The 7623-nt window shown below is 65.8% G+C and carries 12 protein-coding genes; 10 read left to right on the top strand and 2 right to left on the bottom strand.

What is annotated here, in order from left to right; genetic code table 11:
- The 9 genes from HRUBRA_RS14125 to HRUBRA_RS14085 form a co-directional block, all read left to right on the top strand.
- Positions 1–582: DNA polymerase III subunit gamma/tau C-terminal domain-containing protein (locus tag HRUBRA_RS14125; RefSeq protein WP_322786732.1), on the top strand; the 582-nt coding region annotated here is incomplete at its 5' end.
- Positions 582–908, top strand: coding sequence for a YbaB/EbfC family nucleoid-associated protein (locus HRUBRA_RS14120; protein ID WP_035518215.1), 327 nt, complete (start codon positions 582–584; stop codon positions 906–908). The genes HRUBRA_RS14125 and HRUBRA_RS14120, both read left to right, overlap by 1 nt.
- A 4-nt stretch (positions 909–912) precedes the next feature.
- On the top strand, positions 913–1512 hold the full coding sequence (gene recR, locus HRUBRA_RS14115; protein ID WP_035518214.1) for a recombination mediator RecR: 600 nt from the start codon (positions 913–915) through the stop codon (positions 1510–1512).
- A complete protein-coding gene (rnd, locus tag HRUBRA_RS14110) occupies positions 1512–2627 on the top strand; it encodes a ribonuclease D (protein WP_035518212.1) in 1116 nt (371 codons plus the stop codon). Before recR ends, rnd begins: the two co-directional genes overlap by 1 nt.
- On the top strand, positions 2624–2887 hold the full coding sequence (locus tag HRUBRA_RS14105; RefSeq protein WP_035518211.1) for a YcgL domain-containing protein: 264 nt from the start codon (positions 2624–2626) through the stop codon (positions 2885–2887). Before rnd ends, HRUBRA_RS14105 begins: the two co-directional genes overlap by 4 nt.
- Complete coding sequence (locus tag HRUBRA_RS14100) at positions 2884–3357, top strand: YcgN family cysteine cluster protein (RefSeq protein ID WP_035518210.1); 474 nt, start codon at positions 2884–2886, stop codon at positions 3355–3357. Before HRUBRA_RS14105 ends, HRUBRA_RS14100 begins: the two co-directional genes overlap by 4 nt.
- Entirely contained in the window at positions 3341–3688 is a 348-nt protein-coding gene (locus tag HRUBRA_RS14095) for a hypothetical protein (RefSeq protein WP_052094956.1), read from the top strand. The genes HRUBRA_RS14100 and HRUBRA_RS14095 overlap by 17 nt, the downstream gene beginning before the upstream one ends.
- Before the next feature lie 56 nt (positions 3689–3744).
- Complete coding sequence (locus HRUBRA_RS14090; protein ID WP_035518208.1) at positions 3745–4590, top strand: AAA family ATPase; 846 nt, start codon at positions 3745–3747, stop codon at positions 4588–4590.
- Between the two features lie 30 nt (positions 4591–4620).
- Positions 4621–5796, top strand: coding sequence for a vWA domain-containing protein (locus tag HRUBRA_RS14085; protein ID WP_035518207.1), 1176 nt, complete (start codon positions 4621–4623; stop codon positions 5794–5796).
- A 1-nt stretch (position 5797) separates the two neighbouring features.
- On the opposite strand, the gene HRUBRA_RS14080 is transcribed toward HRUBRA_RS14085, so the two are convergent.
- Positions 5798–6571: a TrmH family RNA methyltransferase gene (locus tag HRUBRA_RS14080; protein WP_035518205.1), complete on the bottom strand. Its 774-nt coding sequence runs from the start codon at positions 6569–6571 to the stop codon at positions 5798–5800.
- Between the two features lie 53 nt (positions 6572–6624).
- Here HRUBRA_RS14080 and HRUBRA_RS14075 point away from each other — a divergent pair, with 53 nt between their 5' ends.
- On the top strand, positions 6625–6891 hold the full coding sequence (locus HRUBRA_RS14075; RefSeq protein WP_035518204.1) for a glutaredoxin family protein: 267 nt from the start codon (positions 6625–6627) through the stop codon (positions 6889–6891).
- 4 nt (positions 6892–6895) lie between these two features.
- Here HRUBRA_RS14075 and HRUBRA_RS14070 read toward each other — a convergent pair whose 3' ends face one another.
- Positions 6896–7345: a universal stress protein gene (locus tag HRUBRA_RS14070; protein ID WP_035518203.1), complete on the bottom strand. Its 450-nt coding sequence runs from the start codon at positions 7343–7345 to the stop codon at positions 6896–6898.
- Between the last annotated feature and the right edge of the window lie 278 nt (positions 7346–7623).

Below are 7623 nucleotides of genomic sequence, written 5' to 3'. Positions count from 1 at the left end.
CCGACGGCGCCCGCCGCAGGGGCCGGCGCTCTGCCGTCCGTCGCGCCGGCGCCTGAGGCTGCACCCCCGGAATGTGAGCCGCCTGAGTCCCGGGCCGCGCCGGAACCGCTGCGCACTTCATCGGTCAGCGCACCGCCGACGGCCCCGCTGGAGCCAGTGCCGGGTGCTACGCCGGAACCGCCCCCCTGGCACCGTCTCGTCGAGCGTCTCGAACTCACCGGGAGTACCCGCGTCATCGCCCGCAACTGCGAATGGCGCGGCTGCCGGGACCTGGAGGTCTCCCTGGTCCTTGATAAGGAGCAGGCCAACCTGTTCAATGCGCGCCACAGCGAGCGGATCACCGCAGCCCTGCGTCGCGAGCTTGGCGACGAGCGCTGGACCGTGGTCATCGAACCTGGAGAGCTGGCTGCAGAAACACCGGCCCAGCGGGAGGCGCGACTGCGTCGCGAGGCCCACGCCGGCGCGGTGGCGCGCCTGCGGGGAGATCCCCGCCTCGGGAGCCTTCTCGAGCGCTTTGCTGGTACCCTCGAGGAAGAATCGGTAGAGGTGACGTCCGGCGTCACCACAACGGGAGAACACTGATGTTAAAGGGTGGAATCGGCGACCTGATGAAGCAGGCGCAGAAAATGCAGACCGCCATGCAGGAAGCGCAGGAAGCTGCCGCTGCACGGGAGGTCACCGGCGAGGCCGGGGCCGGCCTCGTCCAGATCACCATGAGCGGCCGTCACGACGTGCGCCGCGTGGCCATAGACGACAGCGTGCTCAGTGAAGAAAAGTCCGTCCTCGAGGACCTGCTGGCGGCCGCTGTGAACGACGCGATACGCAAAGTTGAAGCGGCGAACCGGGACGCCATGGCCGAGGTGGCCGGGGGTATGGAACTGCCCCCGGGCATGAAGCTGCCGTTCTGAGGCTGTGTTCAGTCCCGCTCTTGAGGCTCTCGTTGATGCCCTTCGCTGCCTGCCGGGCGTCGGTCCGAAATCAGCCCAGCGCATGGCTCTGCATCTGCTTGAGCGCGACCGGGAGGGCGCGCAGGTACTTGCCCTGGCCCTCGGTGAGGCCGCCGAGCGCGTCGGCCGCTGCCAGCGCTGCCGCAACCTCACGGAAGCCCCCGTCTGTGCCATCTGCGAGGATCCGCGCCGGGAGGCAGCGGTCCTGTGCGTGGTGGAGACGCCGGCGGACGTGCTCGCCATTGAGCAGGCCGGTGGCTATCGCGGACGCTACTTCGTGCTGATGGGGCACTTGTCGCCCATCGATGGCATCGGCCCGGAAGACATCGGTCTCGATCGGCTGCAGACGCTGGTGCAGGAGCAGGGTGTCGAGGAGGTGATCCTGGCCACCAATCCTACGGCCGAGGGAGAGGCCACTGCCTGGTATCTCACGGACCTGCTCGCCGCGGATGGCGTGCGCATGTCCCGTATCGCTCACGGGGTGCCCCTGGGGGGGGAGCTGGAATATGTCGATGGCAACACCCTCATGCATGCCTTCTCCGGGCGCTTGCCGGTGAGTCGCTGATGGACTGGACGCTCATCGCTACCCAGGACGCCTTCGAAGCGCTTCTCCTTGAGCACCGCGGAGCCCCGGCTGTGGCCGTTGATACGGAGTTCATGCGACGTAATACCTTCTATCCGCAGGTGGCCCTCCTGCAGCTCTGCTTTGCGGATCATGCCTGGCTTGTGGACCCGCTCGCCCTGGAGGACACGGCACCGCTGCTGGATCTTTTCGAGGACCCTTCGATCACCAAGGTCCTCCACTCGGCCAGCGAGGATCTGGAAGTTTTCGATCATTGGCTAGGCGCACTGCCTCGGCCACTGTTCGATACACAGCGGGCCGCAGGGCTTCTTGATAAGGGTTTTGGCCTGGGTTACCGCGGCCTCGTGGAGCAGGCTTTCGCCGTTACCCTGGACAAAGGGGAGACGCGCTCCGACTGGCTGCGGCGCCCCCTTAGCGAGGCGCAATGCCGCTACGCCGCTCTGGACGTGGCCTATCTGCTGCCGCTTTATGAGCGGCTGCGTGGCGATGCCGAGGCTGCGGGTAAGCTGTCGTGGATTCTTGAGGAGGGGGAGGTGGCCTGTGCGGGCGCCGGCAGCCGCAACCCCGCATACCACCTGAGGGTAAAGTCCGCGTGGAAGCTGCAGCCGCGGCAGCTCGCCGCTCTGGAGCGCCTTTGCGCCTGGCGGGAGGAAGAGGCTGCGAGCCGGGACAAGCCGCGCAGCTGGATTCTCGACGACCGGTTGTGCCTGGCCATTGCCGGAGCGATGCCGGCGAATCCGGATGCGCTGGCTGCGGTGGGCGAGATCCCGCCGGCCATATTGCGCCGCTGCGGGGCTGCGCTGCTGGACGCTATCGCTGAGGCTCGCTCGCTGCCCGAGTCAGCACTGCCGGTGCCACTGCCGGCGCCCCTCGACGGCGAGGAGCGCAAACGTCTAAAGGCTCTCAAGGCGCGGGTGCGCACGATCGCCGAGGCGGCCACAGTGGCACCCGAAATGCTGCTCGCGGGGCGTGATCTGGAGCTGCTGCTGCGCGAGGCACGTGGCCTGCCGATCAGCGAACCGGCAAGCTGGCAGGGCTGGCGCCGGACGCGGGTGATCGAGCCGCTGCGCTCGGCCCTGGCCGAGGGTGCCCTGTGAAGCGCCTGTGCGCCGTCTACCGCAGCCCCAGGCGAGAGGGTGTCTATTTGTTTGTCGATCGCGATCACCCGCTGGAGGAGCTCCCCGAAGGGCTGCTGGCCGGTTTCGGTACGCCCGAACTTGTCCTCACGCTGGTGCTGACCCCGGAGCGCCGCCTCGCGCGCACCGACGCCGCGACGGTGCTCGCCGCCCTCGACGAGAAGGGCTTTTATCTACAGCTGCCACCGCAGCCTGGCGTGGCGCCGGAGGCCGCGCCGTGAGTACAGGGGAGCCCTGGTGGGACCGGCTGCCATTGCAGGCGCTTGACGAAAGGCAGTGGGAACAGCTCTGCGACGGCTGCGGGCGCTGCTGTCTGCACCGCCTCGAGGATGATGAGACGGGCGAGCAGTTCGCTACCCGCGTTCACTGTCGCCTGCTGGATCCGGAGCGCTGCCGGTGCCTGGACTACGAGCACCGGCACGCGCGCGTGCCGGCTTGCGTCTCTCTGGACGCCGCGCGGGCGACGGCCTGGGAGTGGCTGCCGCCGAGCTGTGCCTATCGTCGCCGCGCTCGAGGCCTGCCGCTGCCGTCCTGGCACCCCTTGCGCACCGGCGATCCAGAGAGCGTGCACCGCGCCGGCGCTTCGGTGCGCGGCGCAGTGATCAGCGAGTGCCTTGTGGGGGAAGATGACTACGAAGAACACATCGTGACCTGGGTCGACGAGGACTGCTCCGATGCTCACCAGCGGTAGCTACATGCTGGCCATGGCGACCTACCTCGGCGCCGGGATTGTTGCCCTGGCGCTCCTTGCCCGGTGGCTGCGCCGGTGGCCGCTGCTGGCCAGCTGGCTCTCTTGCAGTGGTGCCGCTCTCCTGCTCCTGCCCGCTTTTCCGGAACCGGGGCTCGAGACGCTGGCCCCGGCACTGGTCGTGGCCGCTTTTCAGGCTGGCACCGCAGGCGTGGACGCGGCGATGCACGCACTCAGGCCTCTGGGCCTGGCATTGCTTCTGGCTCAGGTGCCGGGCCTGGCTATCGGTCTCTGGCTGCGCCATCGTCGCGCCGTCGCCACCGCTTCGCCTTGATTCGCCCGGGGGGTGTCGTTACCCTTCGTGGCTTTCTTCCATCAGGATCACAGCCGATGAAATTCGAAGGCACGGATCGCTACGTCGCCACCGACGACCTGCGTATGGCGGTAAACGCCGCTGTCGAGCTGCAGCGCCCGCTGCTTATCAAGGGCGAGCCGGGCACAGGCAAGACCATGCTGGCCGAGGAGGTCGCCCAGGGCCTTGGCAAGCCGCTCATCCAGTGGCACATCAAGTCGACCACCAAGGCGCAGCAGGGCCTGTATGAATACGATGCCGTGTCGCGGCTGCGCGACTCCCAGCTCGGTGACGAGAAGGTCTACGACATTGCCAACTACATCAAGCGCGGCAAGCTGTGGGAGGCTTTCACCGCCGAGGAGCAGGCGGTGCTGCTTATCGATGAGATCGACAAGGCGGATATCGAGTTCCCCAATGACCTCCTGCAGGAACTCGACCGTATGGAGTTTTTTGTCTACGAGACCGGCGAGACCGTGAAGGCGAGGCACCGGCCGATCATCATTATCACCAGCAACAACGAAAAGGAGCTCCCGGATGCCTTTCTCCGGCGCTGCTTCTTCCATTTCATCAATTTCCCGGATCGGGACACGATGCGCGAAATCATTGACGTGCACTACCCGGGTATCACCCAGGTGCTGGTGCAGGAAGCGCTGGAGATCTTCTTCGATCTGCGCGCCGTGCCCGGTCTGAAGAAAAAGCCCTCCACCTCTGAGCTTATTGACTGGCTCAAGCTGCTTATGGCCGACGATATTCCGGACGAGATTCTTCGCGAGCGCGACCACTCGAAGGCGATTCCGCCGCTCTACGGCGCCCTGCTCAAAAACGAGCAGGATGTCCACCTGCTCGAGCGCCTGGCCTTCATGCACCGGCGGGAATCGCGCTAGCGTCCCGCCCTACGGCAGCCCGGGGCTTCTATGCTGATCAACTTCTTCCACGGCCTGCGCGACGCGGGCATTCCCGTGACCACGCGCGAGCTGCTCGATCTTCTCGAGGGGCTTAAGCGCCACCTCGTCATGGGTAGCGTTGACCAGTTCTACTATTTCAGCCGCGCCTGCCTGGTGAAAGACGAGAAGTACTTCGACCGCTTTGACAAGGCCTTCGGTGCGCACTTCCGGGATCTGGAGGGCCTCGACGACATTATCGAGGCGATGATCCCCGACGACTGGTTGCGCAATGAATTCACGAAGCAACTCTCTGAGGAAGACAAGGCGAAGCTTGAGTCGCTCGGCGGTCTGGAAAAGCTCATCGAGGAGTTCAAGAAGCGGCTGGAAGAGCAGAAGGAGCGCCACGAGGGCGGCAATAAGTGGATTGGCACCGGCGGTACCTCGCCCTTCGGCCAGCAGGGCTATCACCCGGAGGGTATCCGTGTGGGGCCCAACGGCGGCAACCGGCGTGCGGTTAAGGTCTGGGATAAGCGCGACTTCCGCAACCTCGACGATTCGGTGGAACTGGGTACTCGCAACATCAAGCTTGCCTTGCGCCGCCTTCGCAAGTTCGCGCGCACGGGCTCTGCGGAAGAACTCGACCTGGATGACACCATCCACTCCACGGCACGCAATGCCGGCCTCCTCGACATCCGTATGGTGCCCGAGCGGCACAACGCGGTGAAGGTGCTGCTTTTCTTCGACGTGGGCGGTTCCATGGACCCGCACGTGAAGATCTGCGAAGAGCTGTTTTCCGCGGCGCGCACTGAATTCAAGCACATGGAGAATTTCTACTTCCACAACTTTTTGTACGAGAGCGTGTGGAAAAATAATATTCGCCGGCAGCACGAGCGTACGCCGCTGCTGGACGTTATGCATAAGTACGGACATGACTACAAGGTGGTGATCGTGGGCGACGCGTCCATGTCGCCCTACGAGATCGTCCAGCCCGGCGGGTCCGTAGAGCACTGGAACGAGGAGGCCGGCGAGGTCTGGCTGCGCCGGCTGCGCCAGACCTACGAGAAGTGCATCTGGATCAACCCGGTGCCTCAGGAGGAATGGGAGTACACCCAGTCCATTGCCATGACCCATCAGCTCATGGAGGGGCGCATGTACCCGCTCACGCTGCACGGCCTCGAGGATGGCATGAGCTTCCTGTCGCGCTGAGTCAGCCTCCACGCAGCTTCGCTGCATAGGCCACCAGGGCCGCAGTCACGGCCACATTCAGCGACTCCACGCCTTCCGCCATGGGAACGGAGAGTGCTTCTGTGGCCAGCGCCTGCACTGCGGGCGACACGCCGTCGGACTCTCCGCCGAGCACGAACAGGGTCTTCGGTGCCAGCGGCGCCGTGAACAGGTTCAGAGGCGCTCCTGCGGCCAGGGTATAGACCGTGTAGCCGGCATCGCGGCAGGCAGCTGCGCCCTCGGCGACCGTGCCGCAGCGCAGCAGCGGGGCGCCGTAGAGCGTCCCGGCGCTGCCCTTGATGACCAGCGGGCCGAGGGCCGGGTTACCCCGGTCCGCGTAGAGAATGCCGTCGATGTCTCCGGCCCGCGCACTGCGGATTGCCATACCGGCATTCTGGGGATTGGTAACGCCGTCCAGGGCGAGGAGCCGCGTTGCCGGCCTGGCGGCGAGGGCAGCGAGGCCCTCGCCGAGCTCTGCAAAGTGCGGGCAGCGGATATCCAGGGCGACGCCCTGGTCCTGGCGGCCATTGCGGGAAATACGAGCGAGGGCTTCGCGGCTGTGCCCGCGTGTCTCAACGCCGCGTTCGGCTGCGAGGTCCAGGATGCGCGTCAGGATCGGGTCCCGGCGGTTGCTGCTTGCCAGGTGCAGGCGCTCGCAAGCGAGGCCCGGATCCGCCAGCGCCTCCAGGACCGGCTTACGGCCATAAACGGTGAGCACGCCACGGTAGTGGCGGCGTTTGCTGCCGTAGTCGCTCACGGGGCACGCCGTGCTATGCTGCGCCGCGCCGTGATGCCCCCGGAGCTTTCTCTATGGCTCAACCCATTCTCTACAGCACCCCTGCCTGTCATCTTTGCGAGCTCGCCGAAGGCCTTCTCCTCGAGGCAGCGCGGGCGACGGTACCGGGGCTTGTCTGGCGGGTAGTGGATATCAGCGGGGACGATGCTCTCTTCGAGCGCTACGGAGAGCGCATCCCCGTGCTCTGCTTTGCGAGCGGGGCAGAGCTTGACTGGCCCTTCACGGGTGAGGAACTGCACCGCGCGCTGCGCCGGGAGGGGCTTTGCCAGGGGCCTGGGTAGGTTCTCAGGTGTCTTTTTTCTGCTGTCCCACGCGCACCGCGAGCACATCGCAGCTGGCGCCGTGAAGCACGCCGTTGGCCGTGGAACCCATGAGCAGGGCAAGGCCGTAGCGACCATGGCTGCCGACCACGATGAGGTCTGCGTCGATCTCGTCGGCCATGGCGTGAATTTCAACCTCCGGCTGGCCGAGAACCACGTGTCGCGCCGTTTGCGGGATAGCGTGTTTTTCACCGAACTTCTCGAGCTGGGCGCTGGCCTGTTGGTGGATCTCGTCCTGGATGCCGGAGAAGTCCATGGGGATATCGCCCCCATAGGCAAAGCTCAATGGCTCGATGACGTGGATCAAATGGAGTTCAGCGCCATTGTTGGTGGCGATGGCCCGGGCCCGCTCGGCTACTTCGTCCGAGTCTTCCGTGAGATCCACTGCGGTGAGAATACGGGTGTAGTTGGCCATGGCATTGACTCCTGTTCCGGGGTTCTGGCGCTTGACCGGCTTTATAACATACCGTGGGCGCCCGGCAATGCGCGTGCGGAAGTTTCCCTATGGCTCTTGACCTGAATCATCGCCGATGAAAGCGACGTTTTTGATCGCCCTGGCCGTCGGCCTTGCCCTGGCGCCGCTCTGGCACTTCCGGCCCTCGCCGCGGCAGCGGGCGCAGGCCTCCCTGCGCCAGCAGGCAGCGCTCGCAGGGCTCTACGTGGAGTGCCGTGACCTGCCGCTGCCGCCGGCCC

The organism is Pseudohaliea rubra DSM 19751, from assembly GCF_000764025.1.
Lineage (GTDB): Bacteria > Pseudomonadota > Gammaproteobacteria > Pseudomonadales > Halieaceae > Pseudohaliea > Pseudohaliea rubra.
Note: the sequence above shows the minus strand (reverse complement) of the source record. Positions and strands in the feature narration are given on the sequence as shown.